This window comes from Salipiger bermudensis, from assembly GCF_017309175.1.
GTDB classification, from domain to species: domain Bacteria; phylum Pseudomonadota; class Alphaproteobacteria; order Rhodobacterales; family Rhodobacteraceae; genus Salipiger; species Salipiger bermudensis.
The window spans coordinates 303,996-328,838 of the sequence record NZ_JAEKJV010000003.1 but is presented as its reverse complement, the minus strand read 5'-3'; the positions used below and the strand labels follow the sequence as shown (position 1 = coordinate 328,838).

The window sequence follows — 24,843 nt, the reverse complement described above, 5'->3', positions numbered from 1 at the left end:
ACGGCGCTCAGCCCTTCGCCCCCTGCCCCCGCGAATAGACATCCTCGTAGCGCACGATGTCGTCCTCGCCCACATAGGAACCAGTCTGCACCTCGATCAGCACCATCGGCACCTTGCCGGGGTTCTCCATCCGGTGTTTCGCGCCGAGCGGAATGTAGATCGACTCGTTCTCGGTCACCAGTTTGACGGTGTCGTCGCAGGCCACCCTGGCCGTCCCCTCGACCACGATCCAGTGCTCGGAACGGTGGAAATGGCTCTGCAGCGACAGCGAGGCGCCGGGATGCACGACGATGCGCTTCACCTGGAAGCGCGAGCCGACCACGAGGCTTTCGAACCAGCCCCAGGGACGGCGATCCTTGGGGAACTCCACCGCCTGCTTGGCGCCCTTCTTCTTCAGCGCGTTGACCGCAAGCTTGACGTCCTGCGCCCGATCCTTGGGGGCGACGAGCACCGCGTCGTTCATCGCCACCGCGACGATGTCCTTCAGCCCGATCCCGACCACCTCGACCGTCTCACTTTCCGAACGCAGCAGCGAGTCTTCGCAGTCGATGGCGGTAGCGGTGCCGTGGGTCACATTGCCGCTCTCGTCCGGCCCGGCCTCGCGCCAGATCGCGTCCCAGCCGCCCAGATCCGACCAGCCGGCATCGAAGGGCACAACCTCGAGGCCTGCGGCCTTTTCCATCACCGCGTAGTCGATCGAGATGTCCTCGGCCCGCGACCACGGCTCCGCCGCGAGCCTCAGGAAGCCAAGATCGACCTGCGCCTCGTTGACCGCCGCGGTCACTGGCGCAACAAGCTGGCTGGCATGGGTATCGAACGCCGCGAGGATGTCCTTGACCCGGAACAGGAAGATGCCGGCATTCCAGAGGAACTCACCGCTGGCAAGCATCTCGGCCGCCGTCGCGGCATCCGGTTTCTCGACAAAGCGCTTGAGCGGCACGGTGTCACCGCCGCACCCGTCCAGTTCGAGATAGCCATAGCCGGTCTCGGGCCGGTCGGGGCGGATGCCGAACAGCACCAGCTTGCCCGCCTCGAGCGCTTTCAGCCCGGTCTCGACCGCGGCGCGGAAGGCGGCGGTATCAGCGACCTCGTGATCTGCCGGCGCCACCAGCATTGCGGCGTCGGGATCCTTGGCATGCAGATACAGCGCCGTCGCAAGCACAGCCGGCGCGGTGTTGCGCCCCTCGGGCTCGATCAGGATCGCACCCGGATCGATGCCGACGGCGGCGAGTTGTTCGGTCACGATGAAGCGGAAATCCGAGTTGGTCACGGCGATGGGTTTGTCGAAGCAGGCCGCCCCGCTCAGCCGCATCGCGGTCTTCTGAAACAGGCTCTCTTCCTCGAGAAGGCTGGCAAACTGCTTTGGAAAGCTCTTCCGCGACACCGGCCAGAGGCGTGTGCCGGAACCACCACAGAGAATGACGGGGGTGATCTTTGTCATAGAGAACCAACTTCTCCTTCAAGTGCCGCGAACCGCTTCGCTTTTGCCCGGACGGTAACCCAGAGGTCCTCGAGTTGCCAGAAGCAGTCATTGGGCGTTGCAATTTTGCCGGTCGGCTGTGCCTCTACGCTCGCCTCGGCCTGCCCGGACCAAAAACGCCCCCACGGCGTTCCGCGGGGGCGTCAGTCTCGGGCGGGTCAGCCGTCCTCAGCCAAGAGACCGGTAATCCGGTCTACTCCGCCGGGTTGACCTGACCTCCCGGAACGCCGTCCTCGCGCCCCCGGTCGCGCTCGACATAGGCATCGTGGATGTCGCCGGGCATGTTGTGCTCGGCCTCGCGGTCGCTGCGATAGCGCTGGCGATGGCGGTGCATCATCAGGTTGTCCCAGCGCAGCGCCCGTACCAGCGCCCAGGCGATCAGGAACAGCACCACGGCGAAGGGGAAGCCCGCCACCACCGCGGCCGCCTGCAACGCCTCGAGCCCGCCTGCCAGCAGCAGCACGGAGGCCACGGCGCCTTCGGCCACGGCCCAGAAAATGCGCTGGATCTTCGGCGGATTGGGGTCGCCGCCGGCTGTCAGCATGTCGATCACGAAGCTGCCCGAATCCGACGAGGTCACGAACCACATCACGATCAGCACGGTGGTGAACAGCGCCGTCAGGCTCGAGAGCGGGAAATACTCCAGCAGCACGAACATGGTGTTGGCATAGTTCTCCTGTGTCGCCTCGACCAGCGCCTGATCACCGCCAAGAGAGATCGAGATCGCGGTGCCACCGAAAGCGGTGAACCAGAAGAACATAATCGTGCAGGGCAGCAGCATCACGCCGAGCATGAACTCGCGCACCGTGCCGCCGCGGCTGATGCGGGCGATGAACACGCCAACGAACGGCGCCCAGCTCACCCACCAGGCCCAGTAGAAGATCGTCCAGCTGTCCTGCCAGGTGCTGCCCTCGTTGCCGCCGACCCAGCCTTCGTTCCAGGTTCCGAGCTGGATGAGACGGCTCAGGTAGTAGCCGTAATTGTCGACGAACGTGTCGAAGATGAACAGCGTCGGGCCGACGATCAGCATGAAGGCCAGCAGGATGATGGTCAGAACGATGTTGATGTTCGACAGCCGCTTGATGCCGCCGTCGAGGCCGGCCACCACCGAGATCGTCGCCATCAGCGTGATCGCGGCGATGATCATGATCTGCACGCCGGCATTGTTGGGCACGCCGAAGACCTGCTCGAGCCCGGCATTCACCTGCGTCGCACCAAGGCCCAGCGAGGTGACGATGCCGAACATGGTGCCGAACACGGCAACGATGTCGACCACGTCACCCCAGAAGCCATAGACCTTGTCGCCGATCAGCGGGTAGAGCGTCGAGCGGATCGACAGCGGCAGGCCCTTGCGGAAATGGTAGTAGGCCAGCGCGAGGCCTACTACGGCGTAGATCGCCCAGGCGTGGAAGCCCCAGTGCATGAAGCTGAGCGCCATTGCCTCCTGCGCGGCGGCGACGCTCTGCGCCTCTTCCACCGGCGGAGCGAGAAAGTGGTACATTGGCTCGGCCACACCCCAGTAGATCAGCCCGATGCCGATCCCGGCGCTGAACAGCATCGCGGTCCAGGAAAAGATCGAATACTCCGGGTCTTCGTCCATGCTGCCGAGGCGCACGTCCCCGAACGGCCCGATGGCCATGATGACGACGAAGAGCAGGAGAGCGTTCACCAGCAGGATCATCGCCCAGCCGAGATAGCGGGCCAGAATGCTCTGAAGTCCAGTGAAGATGGTGTTGGCGAGGTCGTTGAACAGGACGCCAAAGAGAATGAAGCCGACGATTAGGCCGGCGGAAACGATGAAGACGGGCCGGTGAACCTTTGGAAAGATCCAGAAGGATTCTTGCGGTCTCATTTGCTTCATGCGGGGCTCCCTATCGGTGTTCTCGTTACCGACGGAACGCCCCGCACTGCGAAAGGTTCACAACGCAGTGAGCTTATTCTCCGAGATGGAACCGGCGGGCCCCTGCCGAGAGGGGTGATCCGCTGCGCCCGGTTCCCGCCGAAGCCGGCAGGCGCAGCGGTCAAAGGCAGGTCAGGCGCCGCCGGAGAGATCCTTCAGGACCGCCACCGCCTGTGTCTCGACGGTGAACTGCGCCTCCATCGTCTCGGCGCAGGCCACCGGCTCGCGCGACGTGTCGAGGATGAGCTGCCAGTCGCCATCCTCGGGCAGCGTGAAGGTGCAGGCATCGCCGCCATTGATCAGCACGAGAAGGTCCGAACAGTCTTCCTGATGGTGGCGCATGCCGACCGCGAAGAGCCCGCCATCCTGCCAGTCGTCGCCCGACATGTCGCGGCCCTCGGGATGGATCCAGATCGTCTCGGTGGCCTCTGGGCGCGGCCAGAACCCGTAGGGCGCGAGATGCGCGCGCCAGTCCCGGCGCAGCGCGGTCAAAGCGGCGACCGCCTCGATCAGGCCGGGGCGCGCGCCCTCCCAGTCGATCCAGGTGGTCTCGTTGTCCTGGCAATAGGCGTTGTTGTTGCCGTCTTGGGTCTGGCCAAGTTCGTCGCCGGCAAGGATCATCGGCACGCCATGCGACAGCAATGTGGTTGCCAGCAGGCCCTTCACCCGCGCCTCGCGGGCGGCGTTGATGCCCGCGTCCTCGGTTTCCCCCTCGTGGCCCATATTGTCCGAGAGGTTGTGGCCGTGACCGTCACGGTTGCCCTCGCCATTGGCCTCGTTGTGCTTGTCGTTGTACGACACCGTGTCCCAAAGGGTGAAACCGTCATGGGCGGCGACGAAGTTCACCGACGAGGTTGCGGGCCGCAGCGAATGGTCGAACTGCACCGGGCTGCCCATCAGCCGCTCCGACAGACCCGGGAGGAGCCCCGGATCGCGGCGCCAGAAGGCGCGCACGTCGTCGCGGAACTTGTCGTTCCACTCGCGGAAGGGCCACGGGAACCCGCCGACCTGATAGCCGCCATCGCCCACGTCCCACGGCTCGGCGATGAGCTTGACCTGGCTCAGCACCGGATCCTGCCGGATGGCGTTGAAGAAGGCGCCCTCGCGCTCGAACCCGTCGGGCTCGCGCGCCAGAGTCGACGCCAGGTCGAAGCGGAAGCCGTCCACGTGGAAAGCCTCGACCCAGTAGCGCAAGCTGTCCATCACCAACCGCAGCACCATCGGGTGTGAGACGTTGAGCGTGTTGCCGGTGCCGGTGGTATCAAAGCCGTGGCGGCGATCCACGGGCGAGAGCAGGTAATAGCTGGCGTTGTCGATGCCCTTGAAGGACAGCATCGGACCAAGCTCGTTGCCCTCGGCGGTGTGGTTGTAGACCACGTCGAGGATCACCTCGATGCCGGCGGCGTGGAAGCGCTTGACCGCCGCGCGCACCTCGCGCACGTCCTCGGAGGCGAGGTAATTGCGGTTCGGCGCGAAGAAGCCCAGCGTATTGTAGCCCCAGTAGTTGCGCAGCCCCTGCTCGACGAGGTGGCGGTCCTGCACCATGGCGTGGATCGGCAGAAGCTCGATCGTGGTCACGCCGATCTTCTGCAGGTGCTCGATCACCGGCTCCGAGGCGAGGCCGCGAAAGGTACCGCGATCGGCCTGCACCACGCCCGGATGGCGCATGGTGAGGCCCTTCACATGCGCCTCGTAGATCACCGTATCCTGCCAGCGCACGCGCGGCTGCTGGTCCGCCTCCCAGTCGAAGACCGGGTCTGCGACCACCGCCTTGGGCATGAAGGGGGCACTGTCACGGGTGTCGAGTTCGAGATCCGAGCCGCCCACCGGGTAGCCGTAGAGCGCATCGTCCCACTCGAGCGTGCCGCGCATCGCCATGGCATAGGGATCGAGCAGCAGCTTGTGCGGGTTGAAGCGATGGCCGTCCTTGGGCTTATGCGGTCCGTGCACGCGGTAGCCATAGGCCTGCCCCGGCGTCACGCCCGGGCAATAGCCAAAGAAGATCCCGCCCTCGGCGCGCGGCAGCTCAAGCCGCGCGAGCTCTTCGTTCCCCTCGGTGTCGAAGAGGCAGAGCTCGACCGCGTCGGCGTGCTGCGAGAACAGCGCAAAGTTGGTGCCCTCGCCGTCAAAACGGGCGCCGAGCTGATCGGGGCGGGAGCGGGCGGGATCGACGCTGGCTTCGCGCGGATCGATCGTCTCGTTGTGCGAGTGAAGCATGGCAGGTTCCGGGATCATGGGGAGGGGAGAGGCGGAGAGATAAGCGAGCGGGCGGCAGGCACGACGTGCGAAAGGCGATGTGGCATTCGCGTGGGCATCCTCTCGGGGTCGCTCGGGTGTCTTTGGGGTCTGCGCGGTCGTGTTGTCCGGCGGCAACTGAAAGGGGGAGACTCGCAGGCCGGACATCCGCTGACCACCAGCCTAACCTCTTCGAGCCGTTCTGGTTCCCAACTTTCTTCGGACGCGTGTCGAATTCCGGGCGGCCGATATGTTTGGCACCGCGCCAGAGCCCGCATCGGTCGAAATCCGCCAGCGCCCGTCGCGTCTTCGAACGGCCCGCTTGCACCCGCTTTCGCCTGCGCCTAATTCCCGGCCATGACTTCGAAAATCTTCGTCATGGACATGCGCGACGACGGCACCTGCCGTCTCTCCCTGAGCTTCCGGGGAGACCGCGGCACCGGCATCAGCCGCCTCTCCTGCGACCTGTCGCGGGACGACCTCTTGCAGCTCGCGGTCTTTGCCGAGGCCAGCGGATTGCGCGACGCGCTCGGCGAGTCCGAGCCCTCCGAGCTCGAACTCGAGGGGCTTACCGTGGCCGACGATCCCAAGCGCGGCGAACTGACGATGATCCGCCAGCAGGGCTACTCCGAGCAATCCGCCAAGGTCGGCCGGGCGGTGTTTCAGGCCGAGATGGCGGGCGTGGTGGAGGTCTGCCTGACCCGCGCCGAAGAGTCCAAGCACGGCGAGACGCTGCGCGCGCTGCTGTCCGAGCTCACCCCACCCGAGCCGCTGCTCGCCGGGCTGAGCCCGGATGTGGCGGAGATGACGCTCTACCGGCTGCGCGAGATCACCCTGATGCTGCTGGCAGCCAGGGCGGCAGAGCGCGGCTCGTCTCTGGGCCGGCTCCTGCGGGCCAAGAAGAGCCGCGAGCGCGCCGAGACCGAGATCACCGCCTACCTCTCGGCGCTGACAGGCAACCTGCTGCCCCGCCAGGTGCGCCGCGCCCGCGAGGCGCGGCTGGGCCTGCGGGTGATCGACAATCCGGGGAAAATGTCGGAGCGGAGCTAGACCCTCGGCGTTGTTCTCCGGCGCGCTTCTGTACGTGCCGGATGAATAGTGCCTCGCGTCGTCACGCGGCGGCCTGCGGCCTCGTTCCGCGCAGGCAACGCGCTCGACGGTCGAACCGCATTGCCAGCGATAGAGGCGCACCTTTCGGCGCGCCTCTCGCGTCTCGTCAGTGTGATCACTCCACAGGCAGGCGGTAGACCGAGACCATGTCGCCCACCAAGGGCTTGAGGATGGAGTTCCCGCCCGACACGAAGGCGACGTATTGCGCGCCGTCATGTTCGTAGATCGCCGGGTTAGACACCGAGGGCGCCTCGGTGAGGTCTTCCCAGAGTTCCTCGCCGGTCTGCAGATCGTAGGCGCGGACCTTGGCATCCATGGTGGCGCCGATGAAGATCAGCCCCGAGGCGGTCACTGCGGGTCCGCCGATGGTGGGCGAACCCCACATCTCCGGCATGTAGAAGCCATAGCGCTGCGACGAGCCGAACGGTTTGCGCCAGACGATCTCGCCGGTGCTCATGTCGATGGCCGCCAGCTCGCCAAAGGGCGGCTTCCAGCAGGGCATGCCCCAGCGGTTCAGCGCGGTCTTGAGCGACATGCCGTAGGGCGCGCCGGTCTGCGGGTGGAAGCCGCTTTCGCCCGGGCCGGCCTCGCCGTTGATGCGGTCGTATTCCTCGCGCTCGTAGAGCTGGATGTACTGCACCACGTGGCTGAGATTGACCACCGCGAGCTGGCGCTCCGGGTCGAAGCCCACGCCGCCCCACTGCACCACGCCGGCCGAGTTCGGATAGGCCCCTGCCCCGGCGCCCTCGGTGGTGGGCGGCTGGTACATGCCGGCATATTGCATCTCGTCCCAGAGCGCCGAGCACTCGCCGAAGGAGGCGATATCGGCGAGGGGCCAGACGTCGGGCAGCGTCGACTGGTCGATCAGCGGCGCTGGCACGGTCGGGAAGGGCTGGGTCGGGGGATAGCGCTCGCCCTCGATGTCGCCGGCGGGGACCGCGCGTTCCTCGATCGGCCAGATATCCTCGCCGGTCTCGCGGTTGACCACGAAGAGGAAGCCCATCTTGGTGGCCTGCATCAGGGCCGGGATCTCCTCGCCGTCGACGGTGATGTCCATCAGCGTGGGCGCCGAGTTGATGTCATAGTCCCAGATGTCGTGATGCACCCATTGCCGCGACCAGATCACCTCGCCGGTCTCGATGTCGAGCGCCGTGGTCGAGGTGGCATAGGGGATATCCTCGGTGCGGTTGCCGCCCCAGTAGTTGGGCGACGGCGAGGCCACCGGCAGGTAGACGATGCCGCGCTCCTCGTCGGCGCTCATCGCGGTCCAGACATTGGCGGTGCCGGTGCGTTCGCGGATCTCTTCGGGGATGGTGTCGAAGGTCCATTCCAGCTCGCCCGTCTGCGCGTTGACCGAGAACACCGAGCCCGGAGGCGCCTCGGCCCAGTCCCAGTCATTGCCGGCCCAGCCGATGATGACGTGATCGTCGACGATGGTGGGTGGCTGCAGCAGGGACAGCGGCCAGCGGTCGTTGACGGTGTTCCACTGGTTCACATCGAGCACGCCGCCATCGGCAAAGTCCTCGCAAAGCGCGCCGTCATCGGCGTCGAGCGCGAAGAGCTGCGCGTCCATGGTGCCGAGATAGACGATGCGCTGGCAGGCCTCGCCCTCGACCGGCTCGGCGGCCTCCCAGTAGGCCACACCGCGGTTCTTCAGCGCCGGCTGGGTCAGGGCCTCGAGGGTCGACTGGCTGTCGAAGCTCCAGACCTCTTCGCCGGTGGCAGGATCAACCGCGAGCACGCGGTAGAACGGCGTCCCGATATAGAGCAGGTCGTTGGCGTAGATCGGCGTCGCCGACCAGACCGTCGCCGGCAGATCGCCGGAGCCGTCCGAGACGTCGCCGGTCTCGAGCCGCCAGGCGAGCTCCAGCTCGCCGACATTCTCGGGCGTGATCTGCTCGAGCGGCGAGTACTTGGCGCCCGAAACCTGACCGTGGAAGCTCGGCCAGCCGGGCCCGGAGGCCGGCACCTTCGCATCCGAAGAGGGCCGGGCCTGCGCGGTCTCGCTCTCGGGCTCGGCAGGGGTATCCTCCGACGCAGCCTCCGCGCTGTCGGCTGGGGGCTCTTCCGACGCTGACGCATCGTCTTCAGCCGTGCCCGGCTCGGCGGCGGGCGCATCGGCCGCAGGTGTCGCACCGTTGGTCTCGGCGGTGTCAGGCTCGGCCGCGTCGCGGGCTGGCGCGGCGTCACCCTCAGCACCCGCCTCCGCGGGTTCGGCGGGCGCATCGTCCGCGTCGGCGGTGGCCTCTGGCTCCGGCGCGGCCTCTTCGGGCGCGGGCACACCGGTCTCCGGCGCCGCGGCCTCGGGTTCAGCGGTCGGACCAGGGGTATCTTCCTGCTGAGCGAAAACGGGTACGGCAAGCAGGGTCAGGATGGCGGTGGATCGCAACAGACGGTTCATGCGACATCTCCTTCCGGTCCGGAAACGGCGGCCAGCCAGCCCACGGCGCAAAGCCCAAGCGCGGCCAGCATGATCCACTGGTGCAGCAACCATGCGGCGAAGGCGGTGAGAACGATGCCAAGCGCCAGAAGCAGCATCAGCACGAACCGGGCGCCGCGGCTGCGGGCACGCACCATCAGCGCGCCACCGAGAAGAATGCAAAGCGCTCCGAAGGCGGCCGCGAGCGGCCCCCAGACTCCGGTAACGCCGGTGAGCGGGGCGAAATAGCCGTAGAGACCGCAGCCGATGGCAACGATCGCAAAGACCATTATGACCGTGAGGCCATGGCGATATGACATGAGTGGCTCCTGTTCATGTGTCAGGGGCGATGCGCCGGGGAGCAGCACGCCGCCACACGCATGAGGAGTAGGGCGACACACGGCGCTGACAAATAATTGAGAGCCTTTCGTGAGAATTGCCCGTGACGGCAGATCGGCGGGAACTCGCTGGCGTGACGGCGGGTTCATCTCCAATAGCCTTTGCCGACCGGAGCCAGTCATGCCCGCAGAGACCTCTTTCGCCTCCCGCCCCGCCGAACTCGGCCGGGCCAGCTGGAAGGCCGCCGCCCTGCGCGTGAAGGACGGGATCGGCGAGGACCGGCTCAGCCTGATCGCCGCCGGGGTCGCCTTCTTCGGGCTTCTGGCCATCTTCCCGGCGATCACGGCGCTGATGGCCGTGGCCGGGCTGTTCCTGACCCCGGCCGACGTGACCGACCAGATCCAGCAGATCTCGGCCATGCTGCCGGACCGCGCCGCCGAGATCGTCATCGATCAGGCCAAGAGCGTTGCCGGGTCGGACCAGGGTGGGCTCGGTCTCGCGGCTCTGCTGGGCCTCGGGCTGGCGCTCTACTCGGCCTCCGCCGGGGTGGGCAACCTCGTGGCCGGGCTCAACGTCGCCTACGGCGAGCGCGAGAGCCGGGGCTTCGTCAAGCTGAAGCTCACAACCATGGCGCTGACCTTCCTCTTGATCGTCGGCCTTGTGCTGGCCTTTGCCGGGGTGCTGATTCTGCCCGGCGTCCTCGCGGTGATCCCCCTGGGTGGCACGGCGGAATTGCTCGTCTCGGGCCTGCGCTGGGTTCTGCTGCTGGGCTTCACGGTGCTCGCCGTGGCGCTGATCTATCACTTCGGCCCCGACCGCCGCCCGGCGCGCTGGCGCTGGGTCACGCCTGGGGCCGCCATCGCCTGCCTGCTGTGGATCGTCACCTCGGTGGGCTTCTCGATCTACGCGGAGAATTTCGGCAGCTATCAGGAAACCTTCGGATCGCTCGCCGGGGTGGTCATCCTGCTGTTCTGGCTCTGGATTTCGGCCTTCGTGGTGCTGCTTGGCGGCAAGATCAACGCCGAGCTCGAGCATCAGACCCGCGCCGATACAACGCGCGGTCCGCGCCTTCCGATGGGCGAGCGCGGCGCCGTCGTCGCCGACACCACGCCCGAGGGCTGAGGCCTCAGCGCGCCAGCTGCCCCGCCACCCGCTCGGCAATCGCCAGCGACGCGGTCAGCCCCGGGCTTTCGATACCGAAGAGATTCACGAGCCCCGCCACTCCGTGCACCTCCGACCCGTCGATGCGGAAATCTGCCGCCGGCTCACCAGGGCCCGAGAGCTTGGGTCGGATGCCGCAATAGGTCGGCGCGAGCGCGCCTGCCGGCAGCGCCGGCCAGTACCTGCGGATCTCGGTCTCGAAATGCCCCGCGCGCGCGCCATTGACCCGATAGTCGACGCCGTCGATCCACTCCACATCCGGCCCGAACCGCATGCCGCCGCCCAGATCGAGCGTCAGGTGCACGCCGAGACCGCCGGGCTCGGGCACCGGGTAGATCAGCCGCGAAAACGCCGCCCGCCCGGGGAGCGCGAAATAATTGCCGCGTGCGTAGAGGGTCGTGGGGACGTGAGCCGCGCCAAGACCTTCGATGCGCGCCGCAAGCTCGGAGGCATGAAGCCCGGCGGCATTCACGAAATGCGCGCAGCCCATGGTGAAGCACTCGCCGCTGGCGACATCCTCGCTGGTCACCTCGAACCCGTCAGCCGTCGCCCGCACCCCGGCAACCCGCGTCCCGAGGCTCAGGAGGGCGCCGGCCTGTTCCGCCTGCCCCAGCAGCGACAACATCAGCGCGTGGCTGTCCACGATCCCCGTGGAGGGCGAGAGAAGCGCCGCCTTGCAGGCAAGCTCGGGCTCCATGGACAGCGCCTCGTCCGCCGGGATCAACCGCAGATCATGCACCCCCGCCGCCTTGGCCTTGGCGCGGATGCCCTCCAGTGCTGCCACCTGCGCGTCGCTGGTCGCCACGATCAACTTGCCGCAGCGCCTGTGTGGCACGTCGAAGGCGCGCGCATAGTCGTAGAGCCGCGCCTTGCCCTCGACGCAGAGCTGCGCCTTCAGGCTGCCGGTGGGATAGTAGATGCCGGCGTGGATCACCTCGGAGTTCCGCGACGAGGTGCCGGTGCCAAAGGCGTCCTCTGGTTCCAGGATCAGAACCTCGACGCCTCGCTGCGCGAGCGCCCGTGCGATGGCGAGCCCGACGACGCCCGCGCCGGCAATGATGCAATCGACCTTGTCCATGCAGCGCTCATGCCATCGCGGCCCGGTCCGGGCAAGATCAGAGCGTGACACGCGCTCAGATCCACGCCCCATGGCGCGCCCGCGCTTCGGATGCTTTCCCCGATCTTACCCGCCGTCCAAGGCGTTGCGCGAAGACAACCGCCGACTAGGCGGGCTCGGCGCGCCGCTGGTCCATGAGCCGACCAAACAGCATCAACAGCAGAAGAACCGGCGCCGGTTGCAGGTTCCAGGCAAAGGCCGCGAGATAGCAGAGGTAGGGCAAGAACCACGCCACGTACCAAGCGATCTGCGCCACCGCTTCCGAACGCGTCGGGAACAGCCCCTTCGGATCCCCGACCCAGAGCACCAGCATGACCTGCACGATCACGAGGTCATAGTAGAAGCTGTAGGGCAGCAACAGGAACGTGCCGAGGCTGAACCACGTGATCCAGTCCCGCAACGTGCCCCCCTGCCCCGGCCAGCTGCGCCAGAGCAGCAGCAGCGTCAGCATCGCAACGCCGCCGTGCAGCAGGTAGGCCGCACCGGTCTCAAGCCCTGCAAGGCGCCCGGCGATAAAGGCGGTCGGCATCAGCTTGAGCAAGAGCCCGCGCCACTCTTCCACCACCACCCGCTGCTGCGCGGTGGTCTCGGTGAGGAACAGGCGCCAAGGCTCGGCCCCGTAGAGCGCCAGTGTCAGCGCGACGATCACCGACAGGCAGACCGCCCCCGCCGCCACGATGCGCCATTGCCGGCGCAGCAGCACCATCGGCAGCGCCAGCAGCCCAAGATGCGGCTTGACCGTGAGCAGCGCCCAGCACAGCCCTGCCCCCAGCCAGCGCCGCCGTTCGGCCAGCGTCAGCGCCAGCAGCAGCAGCCCGGCGGTATAGGTGCCGTTCTGCCCGGCCAGAAGGTTGACCGTCACCGCCGGGGACAGCACGATCGGCAGAAGCCACGCCAGCGGCACCCCGGCAAGCCGTGCCCCGACGCAGGTCAGCGCCACACCGAGCAGCGTCCAGAGCCCCAGCGCCACGAAATACGGCAGGCTCGCGGCGAGCTGCGCCACCGGGAACATGTGCGGCGGGTAGGACCAGTTGTGGATCGTGTAGTCGCGCCCGAGATGCGCCCGCATCGCCTCGGCATAGGCCTGCTGGTCGAACAGCGTGGTCATCTCGCCCTGCCCCAGCAGGGTGCCGGCGAAATGCAGGTTGAGGAAATCCCGGCCCAGCAGCAGACCGGCGGCGTCGAAGCCGCCCGCCTGCAGGCCGGAAAGATACAGCAGGTAAAGCGCCCCGGTGGCGACAAGCGTCAGCAGCAGCGTCGCGAAATATGCAAGCGACCGCGGATGTCCCGACGACACATTTCCTGATGACACGACGGCTCTCCGAGTTCGATCTTTCGGACGAAACCTGTCGAAGGGCCGGGCGCATCGCAAGCGCTGCCTCAGCGCCGCGCAGTCGTGCTCGGCAAGGTGTCGCGTTTTTGCCCGCGACCGGGCGTGAGCCCCCCGCCCTCGCATACGAGGACGGGGGAAGATCAGAAGCGGATCAGCCGATGATGCCGTTCAGCGTGCCCGACGGGCGCATCACGGATGCGGTCTTGACCGCGTCGCCGTGGTAGTAGCCGCCGAGATCCACAGCCTTGCCCTGTGCCGCCGAAAGCTCGCCGACGATGGCGGCTTCGCTGGCGACCAGCGCCGTGGCGATGGGCTCGAAATGGGCCTTCAGCTCGGCATCGGTCGACTGCTCGGACAGCGCCTGCGCCCAGTAGCGGGCGAACCAGTAGTGGCTGTCGCGGTTGTCGGGCTCACCGACCTTGCGCGAGGGCGAGCGGTTCTCGTCGAGGATGCCTTGCGTGGCGATGTCGACCGCCTCGCCCAGCACCCGCGCCTTCTCGTTGCCGGTCTGGTCGGCGTAGAACTTGAAGCTTTCGCCAAGCGCGCAGAATTCGCCAAGCGAGTCCCAGCGCAGGTGGTTCTGCTCCATGAGCTGCTGCACGTGCTTGGGTGCCGAGCCGCCGGCGCCCGTCTCGAACAGGCCGCCGCCGTTCATCAGCTTGACGATCGACAGCATCTTGGCCGAGGTCGCGAGTTCGAGGATCGGGAACAGATCGGTGAGGTAGTCGCGCAGCACGTTGCCGGTGATCGCGATGGTGTTCTCGCCCTTGGTGATGGTCTCGAGCGAGGCGATGGTGGCTTCGCGCGGCGCCATGATCTCGAACTTGTCGGCCACGCCCTTGGCCTCGAGGATCGGCTTCACGTAGGCGATCAGCTCGGCATCGTGGGCGCGGTTGGCGTCAAGCCAGAAGATGGCGCGGTAGCCGGTGGCCTTCTGACGCTCGATGGCAAGGTTCACCCAGTCCTCGATCGGCGCCTTGCGGGCCGAGGCCGAACGCCAGATGTCGCCCGCTTCGACCGCGTGGCTGTGCAGCACGGTGCCGTCGTCGAGGATCATCTTCACGGTGCCTGCCGAGGGGATCTCGAAGGTGGTCGGGTGCGAGCCGTACTCTTCCGCCTTCTGCGCCATCAGGCCGAGGTTCTGCACGGTGCCGGCGGTGGCCGGGTCGAGCTTGCCGTTGGCCTTGAAGAACTCGATCGCGGCGTCATAGACCGGCGCGTAAGAGTTGTCGGGGATCACGCAGTTGGTGTCGTGCTGCGCGTTGTCCGGGCCCCAGCCCTTGCCGCCATCGCGGATCAGTGCCGGCATCGAGGCGTCGATGATCACGTCGGAGGGCACGTGCAGGTTGGTGATGCCCTTGTCCGAATTGACCATGTACATCGGCGGGCGGGTGTCGCGCACCTCCTCGATGGCCTTGAGGATCTCGGGCTCGTCCTTGACCCGCTCGAGCAGCGCACCGAGGCCGCCGTTGGGGTTCACGCCGAGCTCTTCCAGCTTGGCGCCGTACTTTTCGAACACCGGCTTGAGCCATTCCTTGACCGCGTGGCCGAAGATGATCGGGTCGGAGACCTTCATCATGGTGGCCTTCATGTGCAGCGAGAACAGCGTGCCCTCGGCCTTGGTCTTCTCGATCTCTTCCGCGAGGAAGGCGTCGAGCGCCTTAGCCGACATGTAGGTCGCATCGACCACGGTGCCCTCGGGGTAGGAGACGCCCTCTTTCAGGACGGTCTCGCCTTCGGCGGTCTCGAGCACGATCTTGGCGGTCGCGGCCTTGGGCAGGGTCGCCGACACTTCGTTCGAGAAGAAGTCGCCACCCGACATCGAGGCCACGCGGGTCTTGCTGTCGGAGGTCCACTCGCCCATGCGGTGCGGGTTGGACTGGGCGTAGTTCTTCACGGCAGCCGCGGCGCGGCGGTCGGAGTTGCCCTCGCGCAGGACCGGGTTCACCGCCGAGCCCTTGATGGTGTCATACTTGGCGCGCACGGCCTTTTCCTCGTCGGTGGACGGGGAATAGGGGTAGTCCGGCAGTGCGTAGCCCTGCTCCTGCAGTTCCTTGACCGCGGCGACGAGCTGCGGCTCGGACGCCGAGATGTTGGGCAGCTTGATGACGTTCGCTTCGGGCTTCTTCACCCACTCGCCGAGCCATGCGAGGTCGTCCGACTGCTTCTGTTCGTCGGTCAGCACCTCGGGGAAGGTCGAGATGATGCGGCCGGCGAGCGAAATGTCCTTGGTCCCGACGCTGATTCCCGCCGCGGACGCAAAGCTCTGGATGATCGGCAAAAGCGAGGCCGAGGCCAGCTCGGGCGCTTCGTCTACCTTTGTATACACAATGTCGGGAGTGTTCTGGTCGGCCATGGTACTTTCGCTCCTCCGATGGATCTGGGGGGATGCCGATAAGCGGCAGGGGTGGTTGAGCAAGGGCTTAACATCACCTTAGCGGGGCAGAAAGCCCCTATTGGCGGTGTTAGCGCGCAGGGCGGAGGGGAGACGCGCATCGCCTGCCCGAGCGATGGCGATGCGCCTGCCGAACGCCCCGGTTTCTCCCGTCCACCTTTGAAAGACCTCGACAGGCGGCGCCAGCGTCACCAGATCGCCAGTCCCGGCGGCGTCACCTTGGCTTTGCGCGCAGAGGCTCAGCCCTTGCGGCGCCGGGTCATCCCGTAGGCCGGGTCATAGCCCACCAGCGCCAGCCCGAAGAACACCGCGAAACTCAGACAGACCCAGAGCAGCGCCCAGCCGTTGAGCTCGAGATAGAGCGCAAAACGGATCAGCTCGACCGCGTGGGTGAACGGGTTCCAGGCGCAGATGTCGCGCAGTAGGGTCGAGCTCTCGGCCATCTTCCAGAGCGGGTAAAGCGCCGTCGACAGGAAGAACATCGGGAAGATCACGAAGTTCATCACCCCCGCGAAATTCTCGAGTTGGCGGATGGTCGAGGAGATCAGCAGCCCCAGCGCCCCCAGCATCAGCCCCGAGACCAGCAGCGCTGGCAGCACCAGCGCATAGCCGGCCAGCGGCAGCACGATGCCGAACCCGGCCGCGATGGCAAGAAAGACATAGACCTGCAGGATCGACACCGCCACGCCCGCAAGCAGCTTGGAGAAGAGCAGCCACCAGCGCGGCAGCGGCGAGGTCAGCAGCAGCCGCATCGAGCCCATTTCCTGATCGTAGACCAGCGACAGCGAGGACTGCATCCCGTTGAACAGCTGGATCATGCCGCAGAGGCCGGGCACGATATAGACCTCGTAGGTGATATAGGTCTGATAGGGCGGGATGATCGACAGCCCCAGCGCCGCGCGGAATCCGGCGGCGAAGACCACCAGCCAAACCAGCGGCCGGACGAGTGCGGCGAGAAAGCGCGAGCGCTGATGGATGAAGCGCAGCGCCTCGCGGCGAATGATCGCGAGCATGGCGGTGAGATAAAGGCTCATCGTGTCTCCTCCCCGCCGGTCATCTCGATGAAGACCTCGGCCAGCGGCCGGCCCTCGCGCAGCTTGGCGGCGGCGCGGTGCGCCAGCACCCGGCCCCGGTGCAGCACCACCACGTCGTCGTAGTCGCGGATTTCGTCCACCAGGTGCGTGGCCCAGAACACCGTGAGCCCGCGCTCGGCCAGCCCGTGCACGTGGTCGACGATGGCCTGACGGCTCTTGAAATCGAGCCCCACCGTCGGCTCGTCGAGCAGCAGCACCTCGGGCTCGTGGATCAGCGCGCGGGCGATCTCCATGCGGCGGCGGTGGCCGCCGTTGAGGTCGCGCACCTTCTCGCCCGCCCGCTCGACCATGCCAAGCTGCGCCAGCGCGCGCTCGGAGCGCGCATTCGCCTCGCGCCCAGAGATGCCGTGCAGCGCCGCGAAATACCGCATGTTGCGCATCACCGACATGTCGAGATCCAGCGTCGGCTGTTGGAACACCACGCCGATCTTCGACAGCGCCGCGCGCGGCTCGCGCGCCAGATCGTGCCCGGCAACCGAGATCCGCCCCTCGCGGCTGACGAAAAGCCGGGTGAGCAGCGAAAACAGCGTCGACTTGCCGGCACCGTTGGGGCCAAGCAGCGCGGTGAACTTGCCCGGCCGCAGGGCAAAGCTTACCCCGTCGAGTGCGCGCTTGGCACCAAAGCTGTAGCCGAGGTCATTGATTTCCAGAGCGGTCATGCGGGCCTTTTGCGTATCATTGTTGTCGTGGGCGTTTCGCCGGGCATCACCCGCGCCATCGGCGCACCCGACGCTCCCAGGGTTGCAGCACCAGCCACTCCACCGCCAGCATCACCGCGATGAAGGAGAAGGCGTAGACCAGCACCATGGCCACGTCGAAGAGCTGGAAATACAGGTGGATCTGGAAACCGACGCCGTTCGAGCGGCCAAGGAACTCGACCACCAGCACGATCTTCCAGATCACCGCGACGCCCGAGCGCGCGGCGGCGGTGACAAAGGGCGCGAGCTGCGGCAGCACCACGTGGCGCATCCGCGTGGCCCAGGGCATCCGGTAGACCCCGGCCATATCGTCGAGCCCCGGATCGAGCGCCCGGGCGCCCTCGCGGATCACCGTGGCGACGTTGGGGATCTTGTTGAGTGTGACGGCTGCGATGGCGGCGGTCTCGGTGAGACCGATCCAGAGATAGCACAGCACGATCAGCACCAGTGCCGGCAGGTTGAGGAAGATCACCAGCCACGGATCGAGCCAGCGATCCAACGCCGGAAGCCGCCCCATCGCCAGTCCCAGCGCGATGCCGAGGCTCATCGCCAGCACGAAGGCCCAGGCCACCCGACCCAGCGTGCGGCCCAGGTGAAAGAGCAGCTCACCCGAGCTCAGCGCCTGCACGAAGGGCTCGATCAGGTCCCATGGCTGCGGCAGCACCTGCGCGTCATCGGTCAGCGTGGCGGCCAGGACCCACAGCAGCACCAGCCCGCAGAGCGAGATCGCGGTCACCGCGACGCCCCCGGGCGCCCGGCCCGTGGCGCTCCCCGTGCGCTGCCAGCGCTCGGCCGTATCTTGTCCCTGCACGGGTCTCCTCCCCCTGCCTCCGGCGGGAAGCGTGGCCCCTTGTCCGGGCGGCGTCAATTGCTCCTAAGGGAGGAGGCGCATTTTCGTCGGGATCACCGCAGGATGGGCGAAATTGCCCAGGCTGCGATGCGCCTTCGCAACCACGGGTAAGACAGGCGCTACGCTCGCAAAGTCACAAACTCCGGGGACCGGAAAGGATCAAAGAAGGAGTCACGCGGCCGGCCCTCCCGACAGGGCCGCGTGACGGGATCAGACCTCTTTCTCGTTCGGGTTGACCATCTGGCATTTCCAGCCGGTCACCCGAAAGGCCGGATGCGTCTCGGTCCATTTCGCAAGCTCGGGCTGCGCGCCCATCATGCAGGTCATGGGAGAAATGTCGGTGAACAGCAGGCTGCGTTCCTGGCACTGATCTGGCGCTGTGGACAGGCAGGCCACAAAGAGAAGCTCAATCATGTTTGCCTCGTGGGTTGGGACGTGATGCAGTGTCAGAGTCACGCAGGCAGGATGAAAATGGGTTCAAAGCATTTGTGTCACCCATGCTGCATTGCAGCATTAGACGGATTTTTCGGCAGTGAATGCCCCAGAATGCCACATTTTGGGCGTTAAATAAAGGTAAACAAAGCTGACCAAATGTTAACGCGCCGCTTGCCGCCCCTGTCGCTCAAGGCCCGCCTCGGGCTTGCCGCGGGCCTTCTGACCCTGACCACCCTGCTCACCGCGGCCATGGTGGTGCTCGGCATGGCGCAGGTCTCCGACCGGCTCGACAGCGCGCTCGCTGCCGAACGCCGGCTCGAGGAATACGCCGCGCTCTCCACCCAGGTCTCCACCTTTATCGTGGTCGCCGCCGAGGTCATCCAGCGTGGCCAGCCGCCCGAGGTGCGCGCCGAGCGCACCGACACCATCGCCGCCAACATGCGCCGGACCTTCACCCGGCTGCGTGCCGGGCTCGATGCCGAGGTCACCAGCGCCGAGAGCCTCGGGCTCGACGCCCAGACCCGCCGCGCCACGCTGTCTCTGTCGATCGCCCGTATGGAGGCACGCTTTGCTCAGGCCCATGACGGTCTGATCTCGGCGACAGATGACCGCGACCGCCTGCGTGCCTATCTCGACACCTTCGCCTCCGGCTTCGAGCCGCTTCTCGCCGAGGCGGTCAACGAGGAGAAACGCCTGAGGCGCGAGATCCTGACCGGCATCGACAGCCTGCGCCAGCGGCTGACCAGCGTTGCGCTCGCGATGGGACTGGCGGCGCTGCTGCTCTGCGCCGCAGTCTATCTCGGCCTCGTGCGGCCGCAGTTCCGGCGGCTCGACGCGCTGCGCGCCGCTGCGCAGCGCATCCGTGGCGAGGATTTCGCCATTCGCCTGCCCGACGACCGTCAAGACGAGATCGGCCAGCTCTACGCCGAGACCAACCGCATGGCCGAGGCGCTCGCCACCCGCGCCGAGACCGTGGCAAAGGATCGCGCGCGCCTGAACCAGATCATCGACGAGCGCACCGAGGCGCTGCGCGCCGCCAACATGCGGCTCGAGCGCACTGACGAGGACCGCCGCCGCTTCTTCGCCGACATCTCGCACGAACTGCGCACACCGCTGACCGTCATCCTGATGGAGGCACAGCTCGGCCGGCAGGGCGCGCCCGACCCGCAGGCGGCCTTCGCCACCATCGAAACCCGCGCCACCCGCCTCAATCGCCGCATCGACGACCTGTTGCGCATCGCGCGGTCCGAGACCGGCCAGCTCGGGCTCGACACAGCGCCGGTGGATCTCGGCGCTCTGGTGCAGGACGCCATCGCCGAGACCGCCGCCGAACTGTCGAACGCCGGCATGACCCTCGCCGCCCCCGGCGCTCTCCCCGAGGTCACCGTCGAGGGAGACCGCAACTGGCTGCGGCAGGTGATCGTGGGACTCATCCGCAACGCCATCCGCCACGCCCGCAGCGGCGGTGCGCTGCGCCTCGAGGTCACGCCCGATGGCACGGTCGCAGTCAGCGACAACGGCCCCGGCATCGCGCCCGGGGATCAGGCGCGGATCTTCGACCGCTTCGCGCAAGGATCGGGCGGCACCGCGCAGGGCTTCGGTCTCGGCCTCGCGCTGGCGCGCTGGGTGGTTGAGCAACAGGGCGGCACGATCGCGGTGACGAGCCCCCTGCCCCGCGAAATCGCCCTCGGCGACGCACCCGGGACAAAAATCTCGGTTCGTCTTCCTGCGGCCAGCGCCTAAGCTCTCGCCATGAAGGATGCCGCCCCCCTCCTTGTGGTCGATGACGACCCCGAGATCTGCTCGGCGCTGGCGCGCGGGCTGGGGTTGCACGGCTACGCGGTCGAGACCCGCAACCGCGCCGACACCGCCCTGCCCGAGCTGACCAGCCAACGCTATGTCGCTGCGGTGGTCGATGTCATGCTCGGCGCCGACAGCGGCATCGAGCTGGTGCGCGCCGCGCGCGCCGGGGGCGCGCAGCTGCCCATCGTCATGCTCTCGGCGCTCTCGGAGGTCGAACACCGCGCCGCCGGACTCGAGGCGGGGGCGGATGATTACGTGGTCAAACCGTTCTCCTTCGACGAGTTGGTGGCGCGGCTCAAGGTGCAGGAGCGCCGCGTCGCCGCTCTGCGCCCCTCACCGGCCCAGCTGCGGGCGCAGGACCAGAGCCTCGTCACCGAGACCCGCTCGGAGCACCTGACGGAACGCGAATTCGCGCTGCTGGCGCTGCTGGCAGACCATGCCGGCTCCCCCCTGCCCCGCGGCACCATTTTCGATGCGCTCTGGGCCGGCGAGTCGCGTTCGGAAAACGTGGTCGACGTGTACATTGGCTACCTGCGCAAGAAGCTGCATCCTGCCTCGGATTTCGGCTTCGAGATCACCACGATGCGCAATCGCGGCTTCTGTCTGGATGGTGTTGCCCCCACCCGCTGACCCGGCGGCAGTTTGGCCTTGCGCGCTCGCGCGTGTTTGGCGCAAACACCGGGGATGCTAGGACAGGAGCGACCAATGGACCCGAGGCAGCTTGAAATGACCGTTCTGATGACGCCGGACATGGCGAATTTCAGCGGCAAGGTGCATGGTGGCGCGCTTCTGAACCTGCTCGACCGTGTGGCGTTTTCCTGCGCCTCGCGGTTTTCCGGGCGCTACGCGGTGACGCTCTCGGTGGACCAGGTGACCTTCAAGCAGCCGATCAACGTCGGCGAGCTGGTGACCTTCCGCGCCGCGGTGAACCATGTCGGGCGCACCTCGATGGAGATCGGCATCCGGGTCGAGGCCGAGGACATCCGCAAGGGCACGCGGCGGCACACCAACTCGTGCTATTTCACCATGGTGGCGATGGGCGATGACGGCAAGCCGGCGCAGGTGCCGGAGCTGAAGATCCTCACCGAGACCGAGGAAAAGCGCAACCGCGCCGCCGATGTCCGCCGCCGCCTGCGCCGGCAGTTCTCCGAGGAGCTGCAAAAGGCGTCCGAGGGCTGAGGGGCCACCGAGCATTGCGGCGCCATGCGGGCTTGGGTCCGCGCTGGGGAACTGATCGCGCCCCGGCGTGACAGGCCCCTACTCCCACTCGAGCTCGGTATAGGCGACCGTCGCGTTCCGCGCGTTGAACGCCTCGAAGAGCGCCCACGCCCCCGCCTCGCTGATCCCGATCTCCTGCACTGCGTCCCCCAGCCGCATCCCTGCGTCGATCGCCGCCCGCGCATCCCGCGCCAGCACATCGAGATAGCCCAGCACCGGCGCCCCGCCCTCGGGCCATTCGAGCACCGGACCGCCATGCCCCGGCACCAGCCGCGCCACGTCGAGCCCCTGCATCTCGGTCAGCACCGCCTGCCAGCCCCGCAGGCTGCCGTCGAGCGCAGGCACGTGCCCGTCGAAGATCAGATCGCCGGCAAAGAGCGTCCCCGTGGTCCGGTCCAGCACCGTCAGATCGGTGCTGCTATGCGCCGTCTGCCAGGCGCGCAGCTCCAGCACCCGGCCCCCTAGGTCGATCAGCGTGCCGCTCTCGACGCCGCGCGTCACCTCGGGCGCCTCGGTGCCGAGAAACAGCGGCAGGCCGATCTCGCGCTCGAAACTCTCGAGATAGTTGCCCTGCCGTTCTGCCAGCGCCCGCGCCAGACCCGCGTGGCCCACGACCTCGGCGCCGGGGAAGACGCTGGCGCCCAGCACGTGATCGGGATGCACATGGGTGAGGATCACGTGCCGCACCGGCAGCGCCGTCTGTGCCCGGATCGCCCGCCACAGCGCCTCGCCGACCCACGCCGCCGAGCCGGTGTCGATCACCGCCACCGCCGCGTCGCCGATGACGAAACCGAGGTTCGACACATCGCCGCCGTTGCCGACATCCGGCTCCTCGATCCGGCCGACATGCACGAAGACCCCGGGCGCCACCTCCTCGACCGCAAGCGCCCCACCTGCGGCCTGGCAGACCGCGCCCTCCACCGCGCGCGCCGCAAGCGCCGCCTCGCAGGCCTCCAGGCTCTCCGCCTCGTAGCCCGGCACCAGCGCCGCGCGGCAGGGCTCCCCCGCCAGCGCCGCACAGATCATCACGACCGCCTCGATCATCGCGCGCCTCCTCGCCGCAGCCTCGCGCCACACACAGGCGTGATCCACACCGACAAAGCGCTCGGTACCGTGAGTCGCAGATCTGTGGCATGATCCGACAATATCCCATGCGAGGAGGAGAAGCATGGACAGCCTCACCATTCCCGCCGCCCTTCTGGCGGCCGCCCTGGCGGTCCCGGCGCTCGCCGCCGACACCCAGAACCCTCTGACCGAGAGCCCGACATGGCAGAGCCTGCGCGCCGACGTGGTCGGCGACGCCGAGATCACCCCGGCCGACGGGCTCTTCACCATCGAGGCGCCCTACCGCGCCGAGGACGCCGCAACCGTGCCGATCCACATCGTGCAAACCGATCTCTCGGCCCGGATCGACCGCGCCACCGTGGTGATCGACGAGAACCCGGCGCCTGTCGCCGGCGCGTTCACCTTCGCGCCCGCCATGGCCCCGCTCGATTTCGAGATGCGGGTGCGGGTCAACCAATATTCCAACGTCCGCGTCATCGCCGAGACGCCCGAGGGGCTGCGCATGGGCGGGCGCTTCGTGAAGGCCTCCGGCGGCTGCTCCGCCCCCGCCACCCGTGACCCCGAGGTGGCGCTCGCCAACATGGGCCAGATGAAGCTGCGGCTCTTCGGCGAGGCCGAGGCCCCGGCCATCTCGATGCCCCGGCGCGAGGCGCAGATCCAGATCCGGCACCCGAACTATTCCGGCCTGCAGCGCGACCAGATCACCCAGCTCTTCATCCCGGCACATTTCATCGACCATCTCGAGGTCTGGCAGGGCGAGGAAAGGCTGTTCGCGATGGATGGCGGCATCTCGATCAGCGAAAATCCGGTGTTCCGCTTCAGCTATCTCGACAACGGCGCGCCAGCGCTGACGGTCAGGGCCAGTGACACCGACGGCAACACCTTCGAGACCGAACTGCCAAAGGTGGAAAGCTAGGGCGGAGGCGGCGGCTCTGAGACGCGCGCGTCACCGCAAGCAGCCGGTCAGCAATCGTCACCATCGCAGGGGCTCGAGACTGAGGCCCGAGGCGACGGGACCGGTGGCACCGACCAAGGGGGCAACGCCTCAGAAGAAACACACCACCTCGGCCTCGGCCTGCGCCCGGCGCAGATCGACCACCAGGTTGTTGGCGGCGACGGCGCTGCTGAACACCGCCATGCGCTCGCCCCCGGTAAGCCGCATCGACAGCACCGTCTCGGCCTCGACATATTTTTCGTAAGGAAGGATCGACGCGATCTCGTCGATCGAGCAGGCGCATTGCCGCAGCACCTGCCGGCTCTGCCCGTTCGACGCCATGCAGCCAAAGACGTAATCCGCCCGCGCCTCGGTCGGGTAGTCGTTGAGCCGTTCGGCGACGCTCTGTGCCGCGGCCCAGCCCGGCGCGAGCATCGCCAGCCCCAGCACGACCGCGCGGATCATTGCTCCGTCACCTGCTCGAAGCGCAGCGCCGAGACGTAGCCCTCCTCGGTCCCCTGCGCTCCGGGCGCCTCGGCCACCAGGCTGAGATACCACCCCGGGACCGCATCCGACATGGTCACCCGCAGCTCGAGATCGCCAAACCCCATCATCCGGTCGCGGTTCGGATCGTCGAGGAACGGCCGCAGCGTGACCGTCCGGGTCGCCACGGTCTCGCCCCCGAACTCTGCCTCCCCGGTTTCGATCTCGGCGGGCTGCACCAGCGCCTCCTTGACCCGGTTTCGGATGTAAAAGGGCGATCCGCCGGCGGTCTCGGCCATGTCGCGGATCACGCTCTCGTAGAACACCATGATCATCGGATTGCCGACGCTGGCCGGAAAGCTGCCGAGATTGCGGTGCTTGCCATCCTGACGGAATTCCAACGTCGCCACCACCGCCTCGCCCTCCTCGAAGGACAGCGCGATGGCGCCGGTGTCGCGCTCCGCCGCCTCGGGCTTGGCGGCGTTGTGCACCTCGCGGGTGTAGGTCAGCTCCGCGTCGCGGCTCACCGCGTCGAGCGTGCCGCCCTTGAAGAGCAGATCATAGGTCTGCTCCGCGTCCGTCGTCGCCGCCCCGCCAGAGACCGCGAAACAGCTCAGTGCCGCCACAAGGGCCAGTGTCTTGCGCATGATGTGAATCCTCCCGAGCCCCATGCTATTCCCCCTGCCCCCCCTGTCATTGCCGACTTTTGTCGGTGCCGCGCTCCCGCGCCACCCCGCGCCACGCCCTGCCCTTCTTCTGGCCGGAAATATCCCG

General features: G+C 67.3%; 21 protein-coding genes. 6 read left to right on the top strand and 15 right to left on the bottom strand.

Going from position 1 to position 24,843, the window contains the following annotated elements; all coding sequences use genetic code 11:
• Positions 1-7: 7 nt before the first annotated feature.
• The 3 genes from JF542_RS06350 to glgX all read right to left on the bottom strand — a co-directional run bounded on the left by JF542_RS06350 (position 8) and on the right by glgX (position 5,597).
• Positions 8-1,441 carry a mannose-1-phosphate guanylyltransferase/mannose-6-phosphate isomerase gene (locus tag JF542_RS06350; protein WP_207075162.1) on the bottom strand — a complete coding sequence of 478 codons (1,434 nt, stop codon included), beginning with the start codon at positions 1,439-1,441 and terminating at the stop codon, positions 8-10.
• Between the two features lie 232 nt (positions 1,442-1,673).
• A complete protein-coding gene (locus tag JF542_RS06345; protein ID WP_207075161.1) occupies positions 1,674-3,341 on the bottom strand; it encodes a BCCT family transporter in 1,668 nt (555 codons plus the stop codon).
• 171 nt (positions 3,342-3,512) lie between these two features.
• Positions 3,513-5,597, bottom strand: coding sequence for a glycogen debranching protein GlgX (gene glgX, locus JF542_RS06340; RefSeq protein WP_207075160.1), 2,085 nt, complete (start codon positions 5,595-5,597; stop codon positions 3,513-3,515).
• 375 nt (positions 5,598-5,972) lie between these two features.
• Between glgX and JF542_RS06335 the strand changes: the two genes are divergently transcribed.
• The gene (locus JF542_RS06335) at positions 5,973-6,665 is read left to right on the top strand and encodes a hypothetical protein (protein WP_242533609.1); all 693 of its coding nucleotides are present in this window, start codon (positions 5,973-5,975) and stop codon (positions 6,663-6,665) included.
• 175 nt (positions 6,666-6,840) lie between these two features.
• Here the strand turns inward: JF542_RS06335 and JF542_RS06330 are convergent, their stop codons facing one another.
• Complete coding sequence (locus tag JF542_RS06330) at positions 6,841-9,126, bottom strand: outer membrane protein assembly factor BamB family protein (RefSeq protein ID WP_207075159.1); 2,286 nt, start codon at positions 9,124-9,126, stop codon at positions 6,841-6,843.
• Positions 9,123-9,464: a hypothetical protein gene (locus JF542_RS06325; protein WP_224886079.1), complete on the bottom strand. Its 342-nt coding sequence runs from the start codon at positions 9,462-9,464 to the stop codon at positions 9,123-9,125. Before JF542_RS06325 ends, JF542_RS06330 begins: the two co-directional genes overlap by 4 nt.
• A 199-nt stretch (positions 9,465-9,663) precedes the next feature.
• On the opposite strand from JF542_RS06325, the gene JF542_RS06320 reads away from it, so the two are divergent.
• Positions 9,664-10,605 carry a YihY/virulence factor BrkB family protein gene (locus JF542_RS06320; protein WP_207075158.1) on the top strand — a complete coding sequence of 314 codons (942 nt, stop codon included), beginning with the start codon at positions 9,664-9,666 and terminating at the stop codon, positions 10,603-10,605.
• A 4-nt stretch (positions 10,606-10,609) separates the two neighbouring features.
• Here the strand turns inward: JF542_RS06320 and JF542_RS06315 are convergent, their stop codons facing one another.
• From JF542_RS06315 to JF542_RS06285, 7 genes are all read right to left on the bottom strand, one after another.
• Positions 10,610-11,722, bottom strand: coding sequence for an NAD(P)/FAD-dependent oxidoreductase (locus tag JF542_RS06315; protein ID WP_207075157.1), 1,113 nt, complete (start codon positions 11,720-11,722; stop codon positions 10,610-10,612).
• 145 nt (positions 11,723-11,867) lie between these two features.
• Positions 11,868-13,073, bottom strand: a complete 1,206-nt coding sequence (locus JF542_RS06310; RefSeq protein ID WP_207075156.1) for a glycosyltransferase 87 family protein — start codon at positions 13,071-13,073, stop codon at positions 11,868-11,870.
• 172 nt (positions 13,074-13,245) lie between these two features.
• Positions 13,246-15,450, bottom strand: coding sequence for an NADP-dependent isocitrate dehydrogenase (locus JF542_RS06305; RefSeq protein WP_207075155.1), 2,205 nt, complete (start codon positions 15,448-15,450; stop codon positions 13,246-13,248).
• Between the two features lie 278 nt (positions 15,451-15,728).
• Entirely contained in the window at positions 15,729-16,523 is a 795-nt protein-coding gene (locus JF542_RS06300) for an ABC transporter permease (protein ID WP_207075154.1), read from the bottom strand.
• Complete coding sequence (locus JF542_RS06295) at positions 16,520-17,242, bottom strand: ABC transporter ATP-binding protein (RefSeq protein WP_207075153.1); 723 nt, start codon at positions 17,240-17,242, stop codon at positions 16,520-16,522. Before JF542_RS06295 ends, JF542_RS06300 begins: the two co-directional genes overlap by 4 nt.
• Positions 17,243-17,288: 46 nt before the next feature.
• A complete protein-coding gene (locus tag JF542_RS06290; protein ID WP_007802615.1) occupies positions 17,289-18,092 on the bottom strand; it encodes an ABC transporter permease in 804 nt (267 codons plus the stop codon).
• A gap of 249 nt (positions 18,093-18,341) precedes the next feature.
• Complete coding sequence (locus tag JF542_RS06285; protein ID WP_007802616.1) at positions 18,342-18,545, bottom strand: hypothetical protein; 204 nt, start codon at positions 18,543-18,545, stop codon at positions 18,342-18,344.
• Positions 18,546-18,722: 177 nt separating this feature from the next.
• Here JF542_RS06285 and JF542_RS06280 point away from each other — a divergent pair, with 177 nt between their 5' ends.
• From JF542_RS06280 to JF542_RS06270, 3 genes are all read left to right on the top strand, one after another.
• Positions 18,723-20,309 (top strand): sensor histidine kinase, encoded by a 1,587-nt coding sequence (locus JF542_RS06280; RefSeq protein WP_207075152.1) that lies wholly within the window; start codon positions 18,723-18,725, stop codon positions 20,307-20,309.
• 9 nt (positions 20,310-20,318) lie between these two features.
• Complete coding sequence (locus JF542_RS06275; RefSeq protein WP_207075151.1) at positions 20,319-20,999, top strand: response regulator transcription factor; 681 nt, start codon at positions 20,319-20,321, stop codon at positions 20,997-20,999.
• Positions 21,000-21,074: 75 nt separating this feature from the next.
• Positions 21,075-21,548, top strand: a complete 474-nt coding sequence (locus JF542_RS06270; protein WP_007802621.1) for an acyl-CoA thioesterase — start codon at positions 21,075-21,077, stop codon at positions 21,546-21,548.
• A 78-nt stretch (positions 21,549-21,626) separates the two neighbouring features.
• Here the strand turns inward: JF542_RS06270 and JF542_RS06265 are convergent, their stop codons facing one another.
• Positions 21,627-22,631 (bottom strand): quinoprotein relay system zinc metallohydrolase 2, encoded by a 1,005-nt coding sequence (locus JF542_RS06265; protein ID WP_207075150.1) that lies wholly within the window; start codon positions 22,629-22,631, stop codon positions 21,627-21,629.
• Positions 22,632-22,755: 124 nt separating this feature from the next.
• Here JF542_RS06265 and JF542_RS06260 point away from each other — a divergent pair, with 124 nt between their 5' ends.
• Entirely contained in the window at positions 22,756-23,568 is an 813-nt protein-coding gene (locus tag JF542_RS06260; protein WP_207075149.1) for a quinoprotein dehydrogenase-associated SoxYZ-like carrier, read from the top strand.
• Between the two features lie 129 nt (positions 23,569-23,697).
• Here JF542_RS06260 and JF542_RS06255 read toward each other — a convergent pair whose 3' ends face one another.
• Both JF542_RS06255 and JF542_RS06250 read right to left on the bottom strand, forming a co-directional pair.
• Positions 23,698-24,051: a hypothetical protein gene (locus JF542_RS06255; protein WP_207075148.1), complete on the bottom strand. Its 354-nt coding sequence runs from the start codon at positions 24,049-24,051 to the stop codon at positions 23,698-23,700.
• Positions 24,048-24,716 (bottom strand): hypothetical protein, encoded by a 669-nt coding sequence (locus tag JF542_RS06250; protein WP_207075147.1) that lies wholly within the window; start codon positions 24,714-24,716, stop codon positions 24,048-24,050. Before JF542_RS06250 ends, JF542_RS06255 begins: the two co-directional genes overlap by 4 nt.
• Positions 24,717-24,843: the final 127 nt, after the last annotated feature.